A 19278-nucleotide genomic window follows, 5' to 3' on the forward strand; every position below is an offset into this window, starting at 1 on the left:
AATCGTTTTTCTCCTCGTCCTGCCCACAGCAGTCCTGCTGCAAGGCTGCGGCAGCCCTGTTTCGACGACCGGGCCGTCCGACTGCCGAGGTCTTAGTGGGGGTCGTCTCAGAAAACGGAAAAAATCGTACGCTAAGGCTAGGCCAGCGGTCGTAGTGGCCTGAACTTCCCCGCACCGACTTTGGCGCTGCTGCGCCAGAGGTAATCGCCGGTCAGGTTGATGTGCTCCCAGCCCAGCGGCGACAGGTACTGCAACAGCGCGTCATCGACACCCTGGCCGTGATGACGCAATGCGTTCGCGGCCCTTTCCAGATAGACGGTGTTCCACAGCACGATGGCTGCCGTCACAAGGTTGAGGCCACTGGCCCGATAGCGTTGCTGTTCAAAGCTGCGGTCGCGGATTTCGCCCAGTCGGTTGAAGAACACAGCCCTGGCCAGCGCGTTGCGTGCCTCCCCCTTGTTGAGTCCGGCCTGAACGCGGCGGCGCAACTCCACACTTTGCAGCCAGTCCAGGATGAATAGTGTGCGCTCGATGCGCCCCAGCTCGCGCAGGGCGACGGCCAAGCCGTTTTGGCGCGGATAGCTGCCGAGCTTGCGCAACATCAGCGAGGCCGTCACCGTGCCCTGCTTGATCGAAGTGGCCAGTCGTAGGATTTCATCCCAATGGGCGCGAATAGCCTTGATGTTCAGCCTGTCGCTGCTAATCATCGGCTTGAGCGCATCGTAGGCAGTATCGCCCTTGGGAATGAACAGCTTCGTGTCGCCCAAGTCACGAATGCGCGGCGCAAACCGGAACCCCAGCAAGTGCATAAGGCCAAACACATGATCGGTGAAGCCTGCCGTATCGGTGTAGTGTTCCTCGATACGCAAGTCAGACTCGTGGTACAGCAGGCCGTCGAGCACATAGGTCGAGTCACGCAAGCCAACGTTGACCACCTTGGCGCTGAAAGGAGCGTATTGGTCGGAGATATGGGTATAAAACGTCCGCCCAGGGCTGCTTCCATATTTCGGGTTGATATGCCCGGTGCTCTCTGCCTTGCTGCCGGTTCTGAAGTTCTGCCCGTCCGACGATGATGTGGTGCCGTCGCCCCAGTTTCCGGCGAAGGGTTGCCGGAACTGTGCGTTGACCAGTTCGGCCAACGCCGTTGAATAGGTTTCGTCGCGGACGTGCCAGGCTTGCAGCCAGGACAGTTTGGCGTAGGTCGTGCCGGGGCAGGACTCGGCCATTTTGGTCAAGCCCAGATTGATCGCATCGGCCAGAATCGTTGTCATCAGCAAGGTTTTGTCCTTGGCGGTGTCGCCGGTCTTCAGGTGCGTGAAGTGCCGCGTGAAGCCCGTCCATTCATCGACCTCCATCAGCAACTCGGTAATTTTGAGGTGTGGCAGGATCATGGCCGTCTGATCGATCAGGGCCTGCGCAGCATCGGGCACCGCCGCGTCCAACGGCGTAATCTTCAGGCCCGACGCGGTGGTGATGATGGCGTCCGGCAGGTCATTGGCGGCCGCCATGCGATTGACGGTGGCAAGCTGTTCCTCCAACAATTCCAGCCTTTCACGCAGGTATTGATCGCAGTCGGTGGCCACGGCCAGCGGCAATTCGCTGGCCAGCTTCAGAGTGACGAACTTCTCGACCGGCACCAAGTATTCGTCGAAGTCTTTGAACTGGCGCGAGCCTTGCACCCACACGTCGCCCGAGCGCAGCGCGTTCTTCAGCTCCGACAGGGCGCAAAGCTCGTAGTAACGCCGGTCGATGCCCTCGTCGGTCAGAACCAGTTTGGCCCAGCGTGGCTTGATGAATGCGGTTGGCGCGTCGGCTGGCACCTTGCGGGCACTATCGCTGTTCATGCCGCGCAGAACGTTGATGGCATCGAGCACCCCCTTGGCGGCGGGCGCAGCTCGCAGCTTGAGTACGTCGAGGAACTGCGGCGCGTAGCGGCGCAAGGTGGCGTAGCTTTCTCCAATGTGATGCAAGAAATCAAAGTCAGCAGGCCGCGCCAGAGTTTGCGCCTCGGTGACACTGGCGGCGAAGGTGTCCCACGGCATGACTGCCTCGATGGCGGCAAACGGATCGCCGCCTTTTTGCTTGGCATCGATCAAGGCTTGTCCGATGCACCCATACAGCCGCACCTTGTCATTGATCGCCTTGCCGCTGGCCTGAAACTGCTGCTGATGCTTGTTCTTGGCCGCGTTGAACAGCTTGCCGATGATGCGGTCGTGCAGGTCGATAATTTCATCGGTGACGGTGGCCATGCCTTCGATGGCCAGCGCGACCAAAGTGGCGTAGCGCCGCTGCGGCTCGAACTTGGCCAGGTCGGCGGGCGTCATCTGACCACCCTCGCGGGCGATCTTGAGCAAGCGATTTTGATGAACCTTCCGCTCGATGCCAGCGGGTAGGTCAAGCGCCTGCCAGGATTTTAGACGCTCAATGTGTTCGAGCATGTGGCGCGAGTTCGGTTTGGCAGGCGACTGGCGTAGCCAAGCCAGCCACGTCATTTTGCTGCCTTCCTTGCGCTTGAGTAGTTCATCCAGGCGCGGACGGTGGAGGGTTTCGAGGGAGTCGGTCAGCACAGCGTGAATGCGCCGGTTGGCGCGGGTTATCGCCTCGGCACAGACTCGTTCGATAACATCGAGCGCCGGAATAATGATGTGCCGGTGACGCAGTGTATCGAGTACGCTGCCAGCCAACACGATGCCCTTGTCTGTCTGCAAAGCCAGTTCGGTCGCGGCATGCACCGCTTGGCGGTAGTGCGCCAGAACGAAAGGTTCCATGCCCAGATAAGTGCGCAACTCCAGCAAATGCTCGCGGCGCGTGGTTTCCCGCTCGGCATACTGCGGCCAGCAGGCCGGATCGATGCGCAGTTGCCGCCCGATCCATCCCAGCAGCGATGCCGAGACGATGGTATCTGTCAGCAAGCCTTGACCCGGAAAACGCAACAAGCACAACTGCACAGCCACCCCCAAGCGGTTGGCATCGCCGCGCCGTTGCCGAATTAATGACAGATCGGTTTCGTTGAAGGTATAGTGACGGATCAGCTCATCTTTGTCGTCAGGCAGAACCAGCAGGCTGTCGCGTTCAGTGACGGAGAGGACCGACCGACGTGGCATTTAGCGTCACCTCAATCCCGTTACACGCTCAGCCTTTGAGCCAAGAGGCGTCGCTGCCACGGACGCAGGTAAGCGCGCCACCCGTCTACGCCCAAGCCAAATGTGTGCTGGGATAGCCAAACAGGCGACGGTGCCGACACCTATATGCCCCCATCGCACCCAATCGCGCCATTCCTCGCCACCGTAATAGAGCAGCATGCCTGTTGCACCGAGCAGGGCCATCAATGACAGCGCGACGAGGCCGGATGCCAAATTACGTTTGACACGCCACGCAAGCCGGATGTGCAACGGCAGTAAACCACCGACGATCACAAGTGCGATGGCAGCGGCCACACCATGAACTGTGAGTAGGCGGCGCTCAGCGAGCATCCAACCCCATTGCAGAACATCGTGGAGCAGGCTCCATATAAGCCCGCTGGCGGCGACTACGATCAGTGCCAGGTAAGTCGCCCAGCGTTGTGCCTTGGGCAAGCGGATGCTAAACATATGGTGCGTCGTCATAGTGTCACGACCCTGGCTTGTGCATATCTGGCGAGGCGCATAGGCAGTCGCCCGTGAAGAATGGCGATCTTGGTCAAGCCATCGGCCAACAGGCAGTTGCGAGCGATCACCGATACACTATTGGTTATCGTGACGATTCGTTCTCGCCTAGCGTTCACAATCGCACTTGACGCAGCGCCACCTGGACGGTTTGTGTCGGTAAAGTACGATGCAGAGGTCGCTATCGCGCCATTGGTCAGCGTCCCGATTAGTTGAGCCTGATAAGGATCGTCTGGACAGCGTAGCCACACGGGCTGCGAGGCGGCACCAAAAGTGCGCAAATCACCACCAGCATTGACCAAGCCGCTTTTCATGCCATGCGCTTGCAGAACCTCGACCGCTTGATCGACAGCAAAACCCTTGGCAATTCCACCAAGGTCAAGTGCTACGCGAGCATTCAGTTTGACCGAACGGTCGTTTCTCAAGCAAATGGCTTCCCCATAGGGAAAGCGGCGGACTGATTTGCCAGGAGTATTCTTGGGTAGTTGGCCAAAGCGCATCAGAGATGCGCCGACATTGCAATCGAACACGCCACCGCTCCACTGCCAAAGCCGCAGCGCCTCACGCAACACCTGGTAAGTCCAGCCATGTACACGCAGGATCGATCCAGGCCGCGCACAATTCAAACGTCCAATATCGCTACTGCGCCGATGAAAACTCATCAAGCCATCGACACGAGCAATGGCGCGAAAAGCAGATTCGACTGCCGACTCCACCTGGGCACTAGCCGCAGCACCTTCTGCCCGGATCGTCACGAATGTGCCCAGCAAAGGGCGCATGCGCTCAACGACCGACACCTGGCAACCCTTTCAACATCGTATCGTATACCGCCAACACGCGGCGTACGCCATCGGTGAGATGCTTGGAAGATAGCGTAGCGCCGGTGATATTAGTGATGTCTTTGTTCAGTTTGACAGGCGATGCGGCGGTCTTGCCGACAAACTGCTTACGCCAAGCCGGATCACGAATCTCATAGCCGTAGGTTTCCCGGTATTCGAGAATTTCAACTTGCTTCACGCTTCCATCGGCATTAAGACCCACCGCGTAGGTAATCATTTCATGCTTACCCACAACTTGGTCGATGACGAAAAATCCTCGCCCCTCCACGGCCCATACGCGATTTTCCTGAAATGGCTCATAAACACCGGAACGGGCACGCAACGCGTCGCGCTGATCCTGGGTTAGCGCCAAATTCATCTGAGTGAACTTAGCTCCTGGAAACATGGCCTGTTGAGCCTGCTCTGTTGAAAAATAGACATTGCCCCAACTGGCTGTTGAAATTACAACAAGCGGGACAGCAAAGAAAGGTTCCCAGCGCATGATTAGAACGGCACTCCGACTTTGAGCATGAACTGGTTACGCGTATGCTCGTCGCCATAAATACGACTATTGCTGATGACCGCTTTTTGATCATCTTGAAAACCACTGGCTAGGGGTAGTTGCTGACGCCAAGCTACGGTCACCCACCAGTTCTTGGTCGCGTAATGCAAATTCGGCCCTAAGAACCATGCCGAGTGATTGGCAACGCCATAACCATAACCTGTGAACTCGCGGTGGTTGCGCGCCTCAAAGCCAGCGGACCAGTTATTGGTAAAGCGGTAGGACAACCCAGTCAGAAAATCGACTTCAGTAGCTTTTTCCACACGGCTCCCTCGTTTGTTGTTTTCAAGAGCTGTAACTAGATTTGTTGCCCAGATCAAACGGTCGTCGAAGAAATTCTTTTGCAAGATGAGTTTGAACTCCAACTCCTTGTTTCGTGGCCCCCAAGTCGGTTCGACATAAAGCGCCAGACCAATCGGATCGACGAGAGGGTTCGATATCTGATAGACGTTCTCCCAGGACACGGACTCGAATCGGCTCAACTTGTAGCGAGAGGTTGGATCAAAATTGTCTGGGATGTCAGTGTTTGGGCCAGCAGTTGTGCCATCCATTTGATTTTGGTATGCGTTGATGTACCGCGAATTTAAGTAAATTCCGGTTTGGTACTTTGATGTGATGCCGAATTCCATTTCCGAACGTAGTCTTACGTTCGTGTAATCGCCCAGGGTCTGTTTCGTCTGCACATCAACCCATTGCTGGAATTGGCGGGTCCCGGGTGGCTGAACATCAGCCGTGTAGATCCATCCAAAGGGCGACTCCCCGGCAGCGGCAGGTTGTGAAAATGCGCCTGCCAGTGCGGCGACGGCGACGAGGGACTTGGCAAGCTTCAAGGTGATTCTCCATACAATTGTTAATGCGAATCGTTATTATTCTCGTTTTAATGGCCTGTGTCAAATTCCAGGGTTATTGCGACAAGTAGAGGTCGCCGACTCATTGGCACAAAACAACGCTTGCAAGTGACGCAAAAATCGTCGCATAATCAATGCTTCATAAACCTATGGAATGGATGATTTGAAACATGCGCATCGGCTATGCACGGGTATCAACCGACGACCAGACACTCGACTTGCAGCGCGATGCGTTGAAGCTGATGAATTGCACCGAGATCTACGAGGAATACGCCAGCGGTCGAAGCGCGGCTCGCCCCCAACTAGAGGTGTGCTTGAGAGCGCTGCGTGCTGGCGATACGCTGGTGGTCTGGCGACTCGACCGCCTAGGACGCAGCTTGAAGGATTTGATCGAACTCACCGCCGCGCTACGGACGCGTCAAATCGAGTTCGAGTCGCTGACAGAACACATTGACACGAACTCACCTACCGGCAGACTGGTTTTTCATCTATTCGGTGCCCTGGCCGAGTTCGAGCGCAATCTGATTCGTGAACGGACAATGGCCGGACTGAAGGCTGCGCGGGCGCGAGGGCGCAGCGGTGGGCGTCCGAAGAAGCTGTCGGTGAAAGACTTGAGAACAATCCAGGCACTGCTGAAATCCGGCGACGTACCCATCGTGACCATTGCTGAGCAGTTCGGCATTTCACGCTCGACGATCTACCGCAACGCGGGTAAGCCGTCCTGAGCGCTTGCAGTCGGCCTTAGCGTACGATTTTTTCCGTTTTCTGAGACGACCCCAAGAAATCAAGGCGCTCCGCGAGAAGCACGGCAAGGTGGCGATGGTAGGAGATGGCGTCAATGATGCCCCTGCCATGGCCAACGCTACCGTCGGCATTGCAATGGGTGCTGCAGGGTCCGATGTTGCGCTTGAAACCGCCGATGTGGCCCTCATGGCTGACGACCTGGCTCAACTTCCGTTTGCGGTTGGATTGTCCCGCAGCACGAGTCGCATCATTCGCCAGAACCTGTTTGTCAGCTTGGGCGTGGTTGCGGTGTTGATTCCGGCCACGATATTTGGTCTCAACATTGGAACTGCTGTGCTTTTCCATGAAGGATCCACTGTGATGGTTGTCGCGAATGCATTGCGTTTGCTTGCCTACAACTTCACGTCAAGCGCCAACAAAGAAGCATGAATGTCGGTCGAGTTCAAGGGCCGAAAGGCGACTGCGGTACCTCTCAGGGGCAAGAGATCATCATCTTGTACCTGTGCAAGATGCATACACATCTAGTTGAGGCTGGTAGACAACGGTCTTAATACTGAGCAGCCCTAGTACCGAGTGAAAGTAATTGTCGTGCGTAATCTTCTCCTCTTGTTTCTTGTGCAAACACTCAGGAGTGAGAGTTTTCTGGCTTGCAAAGCGGGGGGATAGCCAGGTAAACCAAGGCACCCTCGTCTGCACATCAGGCGCGATAGCATACGGCAGGCCGTGGAGGTAAAGATTGTTCTCGCCGAGGGACTCTCCATGATCACCGACATACACCATGGCGGGAGCATAGGTGGCTTGCTGCGTTCTGAGCCAATGAATAGTTGAGTCGAGGAAATGGTCGGTGTAGATGATCGAGTTGTCGTACGCATTTAGCAGTTCAGCTTGGCTGCAGTTTTGCAAATCGTTGCTCGAACATTCAGGCCCAAATTGTTTAAACGCTTGGGGAGAGCGAAGGTAGTAGGCCGGGCCATGGCTACCCATCGCGTGCAGTACCAAAACCACCCCGCGCGCACGCGCCTTTGCAGGCAGCGCTGCAATCCGTGCATCCAAATCCTCAAGCATGATGGCGTCGTAACACGCACCCTCCGGACACAATTGAGGGTTCCTTAGTTTGGATGTATTGGCATAGCCAACGCGATCACATGCCCCTTTGCAACCTGACTGATTGTCCAACCAAAGCACTGCCATCCCCGCGCGTTGGATCACGTCCAGAAGACCCTCAAAATTCTTGCTTCTCGCGTCGAATTGGGTTCGCCCAAGGTTTGAAAACATGCAGGGCAGGGCCGCCGCCGTACTGGTTCCACATGCTGAGACGTTCCGGAAGCTGGCGACTTCTTCGTGTCCCAGCTTGGGAGTCGTCGGACGAGGATAGCCATTTATGCTGAAATTGCCACTCCGCGCCGTCTCTCCAACCACCAAAATTATCAGCGGCGGAAGATCATTGGAAGCAACCTCAGGGGAGCGCGCATCCAGACCTATGGGCTCCAGGACTGATCGATCACGTTGTAGCGGCCCTGCAGCTAAATAGCCCAAGGCATACATCGAATTCAGCGGGTTCATCAAATACCGCACCTGCTTGTGGTTACGCATCGTGGACGCAAGCGGTTGATAGCTGAGTACAACCGACACTGCAAGCAGGATCACGGCAGCTATCGCCATCAGAAAATTCTGAAGCAGCCGTCGTGACCAAGGGCCGTAGCCAATAGGTAGGCGCCAGATTGCCCAGGATGGCAATACAGCCAATACAAGCACCGTAACGACTAATCGCGGACTGAACAGGTCTGCGGCCTCCCTCACGTCGGTTTGAAGCACATTGATCATCATGGTCGCATCAATCACAACGCGATAACTCCACATGAAGTAGGCCCCAAAAGCCGAGGCGAATAGCATCAGCGTAAGAACGGGTTTCAATGTCCAGCGCCATGCAAACAGGCTGAGCATGGCCATCAGTGTTGCAGCAATGATTAACATCATTGCCAACGAAAAAGCAAGCCCTGCTGGGTCGCTAGTCAACGCAAGATGGGACAATTCGCGCCACAGAGGAAAATTGGCCGCGGTCGCCAGCCAAAGACTGCCGCCGGTTACCAGCCAAATGGGATTGTGATTCCTCGGAGCCTCACCTGCATGGTCGACGGAAGACGGAAACTTGCGTGAAAATGGCGCCGAATCGAGGCGCCAAGCATGGAAAAATTTCATTGCATCGCCTCGATTCGCATTGGGGCATGAAACCGCGTTTTCATCTGGTTTCCCACTAAGCGTCAGTTCCTCTAAATTTTTCCCACAAGCCACCTTCGTCACCTTCTTTTTCTTCTGGTTTTAGAAGGTAGCTTTTTTCGATATATCTCTGGTATTTTGAGCTTTTTGTCTCTCCACAAAAAGTACAGAATGATCAATAAAAGGACAACCGAAATTCCACCGGCCGAAAGTAGTAGTGCACCGAGTGACTCACGAGATGCATTGACGGGGCTATGAAAGTTTGAGGGCATTTACGACTCCAAAACTCTCTCCGATGTGACCCTGTAACCCTGGTAACGGTGAGGTACAGCCTCTGCAATAAGGAAGGTTGAGTCAGGCCATACGCGTTCCGCAACGTGGTTTTTTAGACCTGCGACTTCCCGCAGTTCGCACAAAACTTCGCACCTGCCACCAATGGGGATTTACAGGCGTCACAGCTTGCCGGTGTCATTGATTTTCCGCACTGGGCGCAAAAGCGTGCGTTCGGCAAATTGGTGGCTGAACAAGCGGGACACGAAATTCCCGTGTTAGCCGGCGGCGTCGGCTGCGCAGGATAACCATAGGGCTCACCCTGGTAGCCATGTTTGTTCCCGCCATGACCGCCACGGTTGCCATGGTGTCCGCCACCCATGCTCGAAAGAAGCTTGTCAAAAAAACTCATGCTTTTCTCCATAAAAGTTAAAAAAGCTCGCCCGAAATCATTGTCGAACTCATCGGCACCAGGCCTATAGGGGAGGCCTCCGCTACAACCTTGCTTCCGCCGAGTTGTTTCCGTCCGTGCGGACAGTGAAGCGAGATCGCCATCAGCAGCAGCGCGCCCGACAGAACTACCGTCAAGAGCATTCCCAAAGCGCTGGCCATAAGGATTGCACCGTTGCCCAAGTGACGCTGCCGCCAGTCGACATCCATACAGGTCCATTTCTATGTTGAACACCGGCTTAACGTAGAGGACGGATTGGTCATCACAGAACAGGGACGGCAGTGACCACATCCATGACATAGACCCAACCCGAGTTGGCTTGCCCCGTGCGTGCTAATGCAACGATGATCTTTACCAGTTCATCGACATGCTCTTCAGAACAATGGAGCTCCAGCTTGTATTCATTGATGACTTCATCGCCAAGCTCGACCGAGAAACGCCGCTCGCTCTCATCCAATGGGACCAGGGAACCCTTGACCATATAGGCCGTCAGATTGTGCTCATTGTTGCCGACTGCCGTCCATGCAGCTGAGCTCTTGAGGGCGCTGATAACTTCCGCAACCCGGTTGCGATGTATGTAAGCCTTAATTTCCTTCATGACGATGCTCCTTCGTTGGTGAGAAGTTTTTGCGCTTTGCGCTCAGCCCGAAGCTCAGACCATTCATAAAACAACGGCAATAACAGCAAGGTCAAGGCGGTTGAAGTGAACAAGCCGCCCACCACCACAGTGGCCAGCGGACGCTGAGTTTCAGCACCAACTCCGGTGGACAAAAGCATGGGGACGAGTCCCAGGATAGCCACGGAAGCGGTCATCAAAACCGGTCTCAAGCGCAGTTCAGCACCCTTGCGCACGGCATCTCGTATCGATAGGCCCTGTCCCCGCTGATCGTTCAGGAATGTGACCATCACAATGCCATTCAGCATGGCGACTCCGAACACAGCAATAAACCCGATGGCCGAGGGCACTGAGAGATATTGACCCGTGATAAACAGACCCACAATCCCGCCAATGATGGCAAACGGCACGTTGGCGATGATGAGGGTCGCGTGGCGTACCGAATTAAATGCCGTGTACAGCAGCATGAAGATCAGGCCAATGGTCAGGGGCACAATCACCGCCAGTCGGGCCATGGCACGCTGCTGGTTCTCAAACGCACCTCCCCACTGGAAGTAGTAGCCCGTCGGCAATTTGACCTGCTCAGCGATCTTGGCACTGGCTTCCTTCACAAAGCTGTCCACGTCACGGCCTTTCACGTCCATCTGCAGCACAGAGTAACGCTGCAAGGCCTCGCGGCGCACAAACGAATAGCCTTCATCCAGCTCAATGGTGGCAACCTGGGAAAACGGCACAAGCGCGCCCTCACCGGTGCGTATGGGAATGGCGCCGATGCTTGCCGGGCTGGCCCTGAAAGCATCAGGCAACCGTACCGTAATGTCGAACCGTTTGGTGCCGTCGATCAAGGTAGAAACAGCTTCCCCACCTATACCTGCCTTGACGACTTCGAGGACATCGTTCACGTTGATGCCGTAACGAGCTGCGGCCTCACGATTGACCTTGATTACCAGTTGCGGCTTGCCCTTGTTCGCCTCGGCAGACAGGTCTGCCACGCCAGGGACTTTGCCCAACACGCCCTGTAGCTCCCCCGTTAACCGGTCAAGAGTACCGAGGTCTTCACCGTAAAGTTTAAGCGCGAGAGTGGCCCGTACACCGGAAATCAACTCTTCCACACGGGACTGAATAGGCTGGCTGGCTCCAATAACAGCAGTGGGAACGACCTTTTCCATGGCCTCCTGCATTTCTGATGCAAGCGCGGGATACGGCACCTTTTCTGGCCAATCCGACTGAGGTTTGGTCGCTATCAGTATTTCCATGTAGTTGACGTCGGTGGTTTCACCACCCTCAGCCCGGCCTATGGTTGCCAGGACAGATTCGACCTGCTTGGGGAATTGCTTCTTGAGCTCTGTACTGATGACGTTGGACACGCGAATGGACTCGTCCAGGGACGTGGAAGGAATACCGGTTACCCGGAACAGTATGGTTCCCTCTTGAAGTTGCGGCATGAACTCCTTCCCAAGGAAAGGAAACAAAGCCAGCGACACTAGAAGCAGCCCTAGCGCCGTACTAACAACCAGCTTTTTGCGCTCCAGCGCCCAATCAAGTAGCGGCAGATAGGCCTGCTTGGCCCAGCGCACGATAAAGGTGTCCTTTTCTTCTTTGGGCTTCAGAATGAGTGCAGCCAATACCGGTACCAGCGTCATAGACAGCAGGAGTGAGCCTGCCATCGCAAACGAAATCGTGAATGCCATTGGCTTGAAAAGCTTGCCTTCCAACCCTGTGAGGGAGAACAGCGGCATGAATACCACGATGATGATCAGGATAGCGAAGGCGATAGGGTTCATCACCTCGCGCGCGGCTTCAAGGATCAGGTGAGTTTTCTTGATCGGTTTACCGGATTCCTTGGCATGAGCTAGCAGCCGGAATGCGTTTTCGACCATCACGATGGCACCGTCCACCATCATTCCCGTCCCAATCGCTAGTCCAGCCAGTGACATCAGGTTGGCCGTTACCCCGAACTGCTGCATGAGGATGAACGCAATCAGCATGGCCATCGGCAACGTCACGATCACGACGATGGCGGAGCGGAAATCCCCCAAGAATAGAAACAGGATGATCGCGACCAGAACCGCGCCCTCTATCAGCGAGTTCTGGGCGGTGCGCAGTGCCTTGTCTACGAGATCAGTACGGTCGTACACTGGGATCAGCGATACGCCCTTTGGAAGGGCTGCCTGCGCGAGCGCCAGCTTGGCCTTCACAGCCTCGACAACATTCTTCGCATTTTCATTCACGCGCGATAGCGCCATTCCAAGAACGGCCTCCTGACCATTCCGCGTGACCGCGCCAAACCTGGGCGCTGCGGCTTCCTTCACGGCCGCGACATCACGGACAAAGATCGGCGCACCATTGCGCTCGGCCACCACAATGCTTGCAATGTCGGTGGTACCTGTCACCAGGCCCAGTCCGCGAACCAGGTATTGCTCGGAGCCGAGATTGATGGATTGCCCGCCCACTTGCTTGTTGTTTGCAGCCAGGCGTTCCATCACTTGCTTAAACGTCAAGCCATACTTGATCAGTTTATTGGGGTCAATCTGTACCTGGTACTGCTTCTGGTCGCCGCCCCATGAAATTACGTCATCCACCCCTGGAGCCGTCCGGAGGATCAGCCGCACGGTCCAGTCATGCAGCGTACGCAGATCCATGGCGCTGAGCTTCTTGTCAGCCGATTCAATGGTGTACCAGAACACCTGACCAAGACCGGAGCTGTTGGGGCCAAGAACAGGTTCACCATACCCCTCTGGCAATCGGCCTTTGACATCCTGCAGCTTTTCACCGACGAGGCGACGCGCGAAGTAAATGTCTACGTTGTCCTTGAAATAGATGCCAACATAGGAAAGGCCAAACAGGGAAACCGAGCGAACTTCTTCCACATTGGGCAGGCCTGCCATCGCACCTTCGATGGGAGTCGTGAGTAGTCTTTCAACGTCCTCGGCGGCCAAACCAGGGGACTCCGTATAAATATTGACCTGGACAGGCGTAACGTCCGGGAAGGCATCCACAGGTACATTGCGATAAGCTTGGACGCCCAGGCCGACCAGAACCGCGAAGGCGACGAGAACAAGTACTTTGTAACGCAGTGAGGCGTCAACGATTGCATTAAGCATGGTGTTCTATCCTTGGCTCAATGGGCATCGCCGATTTGCGACTTCAGCATTCGTGCCTTCAATGCATATGCACCTGCTGCAACGACCTGTTCTTTCGGTTTTAGTCCCGACTTGATGACCGTGCGTCCGGATATTTTTTCACCTGTCTCAATGGCGCGTGGCTGAAAACTACCTCCTTCACTCACAAAAACGGTTGGTTGCCCCTGAAGCAACAAGATTGCGCCGTCTGGCACTGAAATCGCTTCCAGTTGCCCACCAGTTGCAATGTTGGCGGTGGCGAACATCTCCGGTTTGAGACGCCCGTCTTTGTTGGGCACTTCGATACGCGCTGCAATAGTGCGGCTGTCCTTGTCCAGGACATTGGCTATGTATGCCACCCGGCCGCTAAAGCGTTCGCCGGGATAAGCACCTACGGTCACAGTCGCTGCTGCACCGGTTTTCACTTTCGAGAGAAGTTCATCCGTAAGGTTGGCCTCAATCCATACCTTTGACAGGTCCGCAATGGTGAAAACTGCTTCGGCTGGCGAACCCAGCTCACCTATCGTGGCTTTTTTCTGAATAACCGTGCCTGCAAATGGCGCCGTCAGTGCAAACGTGGACTGTGCCCTCCCGCTGGCACTTGCAGAGCCTCCGAGCAGCCGCAAACGGTCACTTGCCGCGCGCGATTCCGCACTGGCGCGCTCAAGCTCGCCGCGCGATCTGAGCAACTCCTTTTGCGGGATAATTTCTTCGGCACTGAGCGACTCTGCACGCTTGAAGTCGGCCTGAGCAACACGCTCCGACGATTGCGCACGCAAAAGAGCAGATTGCGCCTCGCCAATCGCCAGACTGTCCATGATGGCCAATGATTGGCCGGCGCGGACGTTGTCCCCCAGATTTGCCGACACGCTCACAATCCGGCCTTCAACGCGCGGCGCAATTTTGGCAATTCGATCTTGATTGGGTCGAATGGTTGCGGTCACGCTTACGGAGTCCTCGAAAGTGCGAGAGGAGACTTCTTCAAATTTGATCCCTGCGAGAGCCTGTTCTTCTGCGGTGAGCTTCAGGCCTTTTTCTTCCTTGCCGGCTGCCTCCTGTTTAACAGGCTCTTCTCCTTTGGCCACTTTGTCACCACAGCCGCCCAACGCTAGGAATACAGCAAGAACGGAGGAGATGCCGAGGAGACGGCGTGACGCAGAAGTTTTGAATATGGTGGTGTTCATGATGACTCTCATTCTTTGGACCAGCCCGCTTCCAACTCAAGTGTGGCGCGGGTACTGTGGTATTCGGTAAGTGCTTCGATCAGGTCACGGCGAGCATCGAGTGCCTGACGGTTGACCACGATCAGTTCAAGTAAGCCGATCTGCCCCGCTTGGCGAGACTTAACCGAAAGGCTCAGGTTGTCGGTCAGCGCTGGCAAGACGACGTCCTGGAGCCGACGCACGCGCTGCTCCTGGCTTGTCAGCCTTGTCCAAAGCGACAGGACATTGGCTCTGGTGTCGCGCTGCGCGGCCTCCCTGTCAATTTGCGCCTGGGTTGCAGCGGTGGACGCTTGACCAATGCCGGTCGCATTGCGCTTGAAAATGGGGAGTGGAATCGAAACAGAAATGGTGGTGAGCCTTTCTCGCGCAACGCTTGGGCCTTCACGCCCTACATTGAGTCCCACCGTCACGTCTGGACTGACGCTTGCGCGTTCCAGGCGATATCTTGCGTTTGCGCTCTTTTCACGGGCAGAAAGAGCCAGAAGACGCGGCTGAGAATCGAGACTGCCAAGCAGGTCGTTCAAAGCAAACCCCATAGGTGCAGGTGTCAGTTCACCCTGAGCCAGAGGAAGGGCTGGGCCCACAAGCTGCAGGCGCGCCGCCAGATCGTTACGCTCTTCGTTAAGCTGTTCCCGCGCCAGTGCTAGTTGATTCCGTGCGCGCTCGGCCTCCACCAGCGCGACGTTGGCATCAAGCTTCGTATCCTCGCCCGCTACTCGCCGCTTTTGTACGGCTGCAGCAGCATCATCGAACAATTTCAGCGCCTGGCTCTCCAGTTCAACACGTTGCTGCAAAGCCAGCACACGATAAAAGCGCGTGGCTATCTCGCTTCGAATTTGCCGCTGCGCATCAACAATCTCGTAGCGCAATGCCTCCAGGGCAGACGAGGCTGTCTCTCGCCTGTATCCTCCCTGCCCGCCGGTTTCAAAGGTCTGGGAGACTCCCCCAGTCCACTCGTTGCGGCGTTCAGTAGCCATGCCCGTCTGTGGCACGAGCCGCCGCGTCTTGTCAAAAGCCAGTTGGGGGTTGTTGAAAAGCAGCGACCTCGCGTCGCTATTGAACCCTTCTGCTGCGGCGAGCTCCGCCTGTTTGGAGCGCAACGCAGGATTGGCCTGAGCGGCCCGTGCCAGGGCTTCCTGCAGCGTGAGGGGAGCAAGTTCCGGCGTACTGGTTGCTACAGGACTGGTTGACTGCGCAAAGGCAGGTACCGATATAAAAAACAGTGTGCAGGCCAGCGCCAGCGTTTTCGGTCGCATCGAATTCTCCTAGTTGCGAAAAACCAAGGGGGGAGAATCCGGCGGGAAGCCAGCTACCGAAGGGCAGCTAAAAAGAAAAGGAGCGTTCTCGCCGGATTAAGCGGCGAGAGTCCAATTGGGTCGTTCGATCGTGTCCGGAAGCCAATACTGGGTGGGCAAGGGATCCGGTGGTTCGAAAATTGCGGGAAAGACCGCGGAAAAATCCAAGACATTGCTCGGCAGCGGCTGAGCGCAACTTAGGTGGCAATAGTTGCAATCTGGATCATCTGTTCCGCCCAAATCACCGGTCAAAGCACTTTCGGGCACTGAAACCGTATGCACATGTGCGTGGTGCCCAAAATGACTGACCTTGTCCACCTTCTCGTGCACGCAATACCTCGCTGCAGCGCCCCAGGCGAACTGGAGCGGCAGAAATACAATAAAGAAAATGATCAGATAACGGCGCACGGCGAAAGTGTACAACGTATGTGTTTCAGGAGCTCACGGGCGTGGCCGTCACGACATAGTTTTCCGGGAAAAACCGCCGCTCGATCAACTCCAGCAAGATATGAATAACCTTGATATGCAGTTCCTGAACGCGGTCGGCAAAGTCTCCAGCGGGCGTAGCGATGCAAATATCTGCCAGAACGCCCAGTTGAGACATCTCCTGACCGGTCAATGCAATCACGCTCATACCGAGCTCTTTGGCTGCGACGGCAGCATTAACGACGTTGGTACTTTTGCCACTTGTGCTGATGGCCAGCAAACAGTCTCCAGCCCGGCCATGTGCATCCAGGTATCTTGAGAACACCTGTTCATACCCGAAGTCATTGGCGACACAGGTCAAATGACCGACGTCGCTAATGGCCTGGGCTGGCAGTCCTTTACGGTTGTGACGAAAGCGTCCAGTCAGCTCCTCTGCAAAGTGCATGGCATCACTCATGGAACCGCCATTCCCACAAGCATAAACCCTTTCCCCGCCCTCGAATGTCTTCACCAGTAACGCCGCAGCGTTTTCGGTCGAAGCCAGTGCAGATTCGTCGCTGATAAGAGCGGTAAGCGCACTCTGCGCATCCTTGAGGGCGCTCAGAATAGTTTCACGCATGGCTGTAGGGTTGGGTGGTTCATTGGGCAGCTCTAAACTTTGGCGCTGGGAGTGGTGTTTTTCGCTCGGGGAAGCAAGCGAAGGCCATTACCCACAACCAGCAGGCTGGCACCCATATCTGCAAAAACAGCCATCCACATGGTTGCGGTTCCAAACACGGCCAAGACCAGAAAGACAGACTTGATACCCAACGCCAAGGTAATGTTCTGCCAAAGAATCGCATGTGTCCGCTTGGACAACTGCACGGTTTCGGCAACGCGTTCGAGGTTGTCGTTCATGATCACAATATCGGCAGCTTCCATGGCTGTGTCTGTGCCCGCCCCACCCATGGCAAAGCCCACATCTGCTTGAGCCAGCGCCGGCGCGTCATTGATGCCGTCCCCCGTCATGCCTGTCGGGCCATAGCGCTTTTGCATATCCTTGATGGCATCGAGTTTGGCCTCTGGCAACAAGTCTCCGCGTGCGTCGTCAATGCCTGCCTCGCTGGCGATGGCTTTGGCTGTGGCACTGTTATCGCCCGTCAGCATGACGGTCGTGACACCCAAGACCTTCAGATCTGCAATGGCCTTGCGCGATGTTTCCTTGATCGTGTCGGCAACCGCGAACAGTGCAAGAACCACCTTGCTGTTGGCCAGCAAGGTCACGGTTCGGCCCTGATTTTCGTGAATAGCCAGCTCAGCCTTGAGTTCTGGAGATGACAGATTGTATTCTTCCATCAGGCGATGATTGCCCATCAGCAAGCTTTGACCATCCACAACGCCCTGAACGCCGCGGCCTGGAATTGCCTTGAAGTCCTCGACTTCGGCAACTTCCTGCTCCAAGCTGGCCGCGATAGCTTTTGAAACCGGGTGATCCGACCGGACTGCCAGACTGCCAGCGGCACGCTTTGAGGACGCCTCCGCGGCATCGCCCCATACGCGCCAATCCACAAGCTTTGGCTTGCCCTCAGTGATTGTTCCGGTTTTGTCCAGTGCAATAGCCTTCAACAGTCGAGCCTCTTCGAGGTATGTACCGCCCTTGATTAGGATGCCCCTGCGCGCAGCCGCAGATAAACCGCTTACAACAGTCACAGGCGTGGAAATGACCAGCGCGCAGGGGCATGCGATCACCAAGAGAACCAACGCCTTGTACAGTGCTTCCATCCAGGTGAAGCTGGTGAGTACTGGCAGAAAAACTGCCACAGCAATGGCAATGGCGAAGACTGCAGGCGTATAAATGGCTGCAAATCGGTCCACAAATCGCTGGGTAGGAGCGCGAGTTCCCTGGGCTTCTTCGACCGCATGGATGATGCGCGCGAGCGTCGTGTCATTGGCACCTGCGGTGACGCGCATATCCAGTTCACCGGTTTCGTTGATGGTTCCTGCGAACAGCTGGTCTCCGGTGCTTTTGTCGACCGGAATACTTTCGCCCGTGATTGGCGCCTGGTTCACTGCGCTGCTGCCTTTGATCACCACGCCATCAAGAGGGATGCGTTCTCCAGGTTTGATGCGAACAGTGGCCTCCAGCGCGACGGATGCCACCGGCGTCTCCACCCACGACCCGTCGGGTGTGAGCATCAGCGCCTGTGCTGGAGCCATGTCCAGCAAGCCTTTGATGGCATTGCGGGCCCGATCGACGGCTTTCGCTTCAATTAGCTCGGCAATGGCGTAGAGCGCCATCACCATGGCCGCTTCGGGCCACTGTCCGATGAAGAATGCCCCCGTAACGGCGACCGCCATCAAGGCGTTGATGTTCAGCTTGCCGCGCAGCAGCGCTGCCATGCCCTTTTTATAGGTCTCCAGACCGGCAAGACCAATCGCCACGCCCGCCACGGCCATGCCACCTATCTTCCATGCCATCGTGTCAGGCGCGAGATACGAAAGAATCTCTGCACCGATCGCAAAAGCCAGGGCCAGCACCATCCGCCACACGCCCCCCGAAATGCCATGCTCATGGTCGTGCGCCGCTTCAGCGCCTTCCAAAGCTGGCTCAGAGCCAGCCGCTGGCAGCGGCTCGGGGTCGAAACCTGCCTTGCGAATAGCCGCTAGCGCCAGCGGGTACGCCTCCGAAGTCGCATCAATGCGCAAGGTGCGCGCTCCGAGCTGGAATCCCAAGGAGCGTATCCCCGAAATAGGCTCAAGCGCTTGACGAATTTCGGACTCTTCGACGGCGCAGTCCATGGTGGGAATACGAAAGAACTGTCCGGAACCCCTTGCTTTGGGCGCGGGAGCTGTCGAAGCTGGTGTGGAGATTTCTCTTGGAGTACAACAGTCGTCGGACTGAGTCGCTGGTAGCGGTTTCGCCGCGGCGATGGGAGCCGTCTCGGCGGGCGCGCAAGATTGACCCGCATTGCAGCAGGTATCGGATTGGGTGTTTGGCAAGTTTTCTGATTTCATGCCTAATTGGAAACCCTGTAGCGGCCTTAAGGTCAAGTGCTGATAAAC

At 56.2% G+C, this 19278-nt stretch carries 16 protein-coding genes and 1 pseudogene; 2 read left to right on the forward strand and 15 right to left on the reverse strand.

Features of this window, described 5'->3' with window-relative positions:
- Window positions 1-137: 137 nt before the first annotated feature.
- The 5 genes from B7X65_RS18420 to B7X65_RS18440 are packed head-to-tail and all read right to left on the reverse strand — an operon-like array spanning window position 138 to window position 5854.
- Window positions 138-3104 (reverse strand): Tn3 family transposase, encoded by a 2967-nt coding sequence (locus tag B7X65_RS18420; protein ID WP_293595756.1) that lies wholly within the window; start codon window positions 3102-3104, stop codon window positions 138-140.
- Window positions 3105-3110: 6 nt separating this feature from the next.
- A complete protein-coding gene (locus tag B7X65_RS18425) occupies window positions 3111-3590 on the reverse strand; it encodes a hypothetical protein (RefSeq protein ID WP_293595757.1) in 480 nt (159 codons plus the stop codon).
- An 11-nt stretch (window positions 3591-3601) separates the two neighbouring features.
- Window positions 3602-4423 carry an FAD:protein FMN transferase gene (locus tag B7X65_RS18430; protein WP_293595758.1) on the reverse strand — a complete coding sequence of 274 codons (822 nt, stop codon included), beginning with the start codon at window positions 4421-4423 and terminating at the stop codon, window positions 3602-3604.
- 4 nt (window positions 4424-4427) lie between these two features.
- Complete coding sequence (locus B7X65_RS18435; RefSeq protein WP_293595759.1) at window positions 4428-4964, reverse strand: FMN-binding protein; 537 nt, start codon at window positions 4962-4964, stop codon at window positions 4428-4430.
- Window positions 4965-4966: 2 nt separating this feature from the next.
- Window positions 4967-5854 carry a DUF6662 family protein gene (locus tag B7X65_RS18440; protein ID WP_293595760.1) on the reverse strand — a complete coding sequence of 296 codons (888 nt, stop codon included), beginning with the start codon at window positions 5852-5854 and terminating at the stop codon, window positions 4967-4969.
- 188 nt (window positions 5855-6042) lie between these two features.
- Here B7X65_RS18440 and B7X65_RS18445 point away from each other — a divergent pair, with 188 nt between their 5' ends.
- Together B7X65_RS18445 and B7X65_RS18450 are read left to right on the forward strand one after the other, a co-directional pair.
- The gene (locus tag B7X65_RS18445) at window positions 6043-6597 is read left to right on the forward strand and encodes a recombinase family protein (protein WP_293595761.1); all 555 of its coding nucleotides are present in this window, start codon (window positions 6043-6045) and stop codon (window positions 6595-6597) included.
- A 58-nt stretch (window positions 6598-6655) separates the two neighbouring features.
- Window positions 6656-7045: pseudogene (locus tag B7X65_RS18450) on the forward strand (HAD-IC family P-type ATPase); the annotation flags it as partial.
- A gap of 60 nt (window positions 7046-7105) precedes the next feature.
- On the opposite strand, the gene B7X65_RS18455 reads toward B7X65_RS18450, so the two are convergent.
- The 10 genes from B7X65_RS18455 to B7X65_RS18500 all read right to left on the reverse strand — a co-directional run bounded on the left by B7X65_RS18455 (window position 7106) and on the right by B7X65_RS18500 (window position 19086).
- A complete protein-coding gene (locus B7X65_RS18455; RefSeq protein WP_293595762.1) occupies window positions 7106-8917 on the reverse strand; it encodes a phosphoethanolamine transferase in 1812 nt (603 codons plus the stop codon).
- Between the two features lie 301 nt (window positions 8918-9218).
- A complete protein-coding gene (locus B7X65_RS18460; protein WP_082437592.1) occupies window positions 9219-9515 on the reverse strand; it encodes a zinc ribbon domain-containing protein in 297 nt (98 codons plus the stop codon).
- Between the two features lie 17 nt (window positions 9516-9532).
- Complete coding sequence (locus B7X65_RS18465) at window positions 9533-9763, reverse strand: hypothetical protein (RefSeq protein ID WP_293595763.1); 231 nt, start codon at window positions 9761-9763, stop codon at window positions 9533-9535.
- Window positions 9764-9816: 53 nt separating this feature from the next.
- Window positions 9817-10152, reverse strand: a complete 336-nt coding sequence (locus B7X65_RS18470; protein WP_293595764.1) for a P-II family nitrogen regulator — start codon at window positions 10150-10152, stop codon at window positions 9817-9819.
- Window positions 10149-13274, reverse strand: coding sequence for a CusA/CzcA family heavy metal efflux RND transporter (locus tag B7X65_RS18475; RefSeq protein WP_293595765.1), 3126 nt, complete (start codon window positions 13272-13274; stop codon window positions 10149-10151). The genes B7X65_RS18470 and B7X65_RS18475 overlap by 4 nt, the downstream gene beginning before the upstream one ends.
- Window positions 13275-13291: 17 nt before the next feature.
- Window positions 13292-14476 carry an efflux RND transporter periplasmic adaptor subunit gene (locus B7X65_RS18480; protein WP_293595766.1) on the reverse strand — a complete coding sequence of 395 codons (1185 nt, stop codon included), beginning with the start codon at window positions 14474-14476 and terminating at the stop codon, window positions 13292-13294.
- 8 nt (window positions 14477-14484) lie between these two features.
- Entirely contained in the window at window positions 14485-15771 is a 1287-nt protein-coding gene (locus B7X65_RS18485; RefSeq protein ID WP_293595767.1) for a TolC family protein, read from the reverse strand.
- Window positions 15772-15867: 96 nt separating this feature from the next.
- Window positions 15868-16233 carry a hypothetical protein gene (locus B7X65_RS18490; protein ID WP_293595768.1) on the reverse strand — a complete coding sequence of 122 codons (366 nt, stop codon included), beginning with the start codon at window positions 16231-16233 and terminating at the stop codon, window positions 15868-15870.
- 10 nt (window positions 16234-16243) lie between these two features.
- Window positions 16244-16855, reverse strand: a complete 612-nt coding sequence (locus B7X65_RS18495) for an SIS domain-containing protein (RefSeq protein WP_293595769.1) — start codon at window positions 16853-16855, stop codon at window positions 16244-16246.
- A gap of 32 nt (window positions 16856-16887) precedes the next feature.
- Entirely contained in the window at window positions 16888-19086 is a 2199-nt protein-coding gene (locus B7X65_RS18500; RefSeq protein WP_293595814.1) for a heavy metal translocating P-type ATPase, read from the reverse strand.
- Window positions 19087-19278 lie beyond the last annotated feature (192 nt).

Origin of the sequence: Polaromonas sp. 39-63-25 (assembly GCF_002278925.1) — a bacterium.
Lineage (GTDB): Bacteria > Pseudomonadota > Gammaproteobacteria > Burkholderiales > Burkholderiaceae_C > Polaromonas.

Bases quoted from the DNA above. Each gene is read 5' to 3' on its own strand.
- B7X65_RS18445 (WP_293595761.1), top strand. From the start codon at position 6,043: ATGCGCATCGGCTATGCACGGGTATCAACCGACGACCAGACACTCGAC.
- B7X65_RS18425 (WP_293595757.1), bottom strand. From the start codon at position 3,590: ATGTTTAGCATCCGCTTGCCCAAGGCACAACGCTGGGCGACTTACCTG.
- B7X65_RS18435 (WP_293595759.1), bottom strand. From the start codon at position 4,964: ATGCGCTGGGAACCTTTCTTTGCTGTCCCGCTTGTTGTAATTTCAACA.
- B7X65_RS18430 (WP_293595758.1), bottom strand. From the start codon at position 4,423: ATGCGCCCTTTGCTGGGCACATTCGTGACGATCCGGGCAGAAGGTGCT.
- B7X65_RS18420 (WP_293595756.1), bottom strand. From the start codon at position 3,104: ATGCCACGTCGGTCGGTCCTCTCCGTCACTGAACGCGACAGCCTGCTG.
- B7X65_RS18470 (WP_293595764.1), bottom strand. From the start codon at position 10,152: ATGAAGGAAATTAAGGCTTACATACATCGCAACCGGGTTGCGGAAGTT.
- B7X65_RS18460 (WP_082437592.1), bottom strand. From the start codon at position 9,515: ATGAGTTTTTTTGACAAGCTTCTTTCGAGCATGGGTGGCGGACACCAT.
- B7X65_RS18495 (WP_293595769.1), bottom strand. From the start codon at position 16,855: ATGCGTGAAACTATTCTGAGCGCCCTCAAGGATGCGCAGAGTGCGCTT.
- B7X65_RS18475 (WP_293595765.1), bottom strand. From the start codon at position 13,274: ATGCTTAATGCAATCGTTGACGCCTCACTGCGTTACAAAGTACTTGTT.
- B7X65_RS18480 (WP_293595766.1), bottom strand. From the start codon at position 14,476: ATGAACACCACCATATTCAAAACTTCTGCGTCACGCCGTCTCCTCGGC.
- B7X65_RS18465 (WP_293595763.1), bottom strand. From the start codon at position 9,763: ATGGATGTCGACTGGCGGCAGCGTCACTTGGGCAACGGTGCAATCCTT.
- B7X65_RS18485 (WP_293595767.1), bottom strand. From the start codon at position 15,771: ATGCGACCGAAAACGCTGGCGCTGGCCTGCACACTGTTTTTTATATCG.